General features: G+C 48.7%; 1 pseudogene. It reads left to right on the top strand.

Annotated elements, in window-relative coordinates:
- Nucleotides 1-715, top strand: a pseudogene (locus tag KIV40_RS29930) (TonB-dependent receptor); the annotation flags it as partial.

Below are 715 nucleotides of genomic sequence, written 5' to 3'. Positions count from 1 at the left end.
GGTGCTCGTCAGGAAGGCCAACTGTTCCACCACTCTGGTGACCAAACGTTTGACCCAGCGATGCTAAAGTCTGCTGAGATCACCCTAGGCGGCAACTCTGTGCTTTCTGGCGCAGGCGCGATTAACGGCTCTTTCAGCTACGAGACAAAAGATCCAAGTGACTTACTGCGTGGTGACGAAACCATTGGCGCTCGTGTGAAAACGGGCTACCAGACAGCTTATGAGCGTTTCACTACAAACGTAGCCGTTTATGCAAAGCTAAACGACAAGCTACAGTTCATGGGTATCGCTAACTACTCTGAAGATGGTGACCTACATATCCCAGGTGAAGACGATGTGACGTCTAAGCAGGGCGAGCTAAAATCTGGTTTAGCAAAAATCGTATTCATCCCGAACGATGCTAACGAATTCAAATTGACGTTCAACACCTATGAAGATGGTGGAGTACGCCAATTGTCAGGCGAAAAAGCCGGTGCACTATACGCAGATGATGAGCACAATTATCATGCAATCAGCCGCGACACAGTGACTTTAAACCACCACTACGACAATGGCAGCGATCTAGTAAACCTAACCACCGACCTTTACTACAACCGTCAGTACATGGACCGTGATGCGCTAACTGAAGACTACGGCAACTGGGACAATTCATCAGGCATGCACTGCAAAGCGCTCGTTTTTCCAAGCAAGACGAACACCAGACCATTAGTTGCGT

The organism is Vibrio sp. D173a (genome assembly GCF_030248475.1).
Note: the sequence above shows the minus strand (reverse complement) of the source record. Positions and strands in the feature narration are given on the sequence as shown.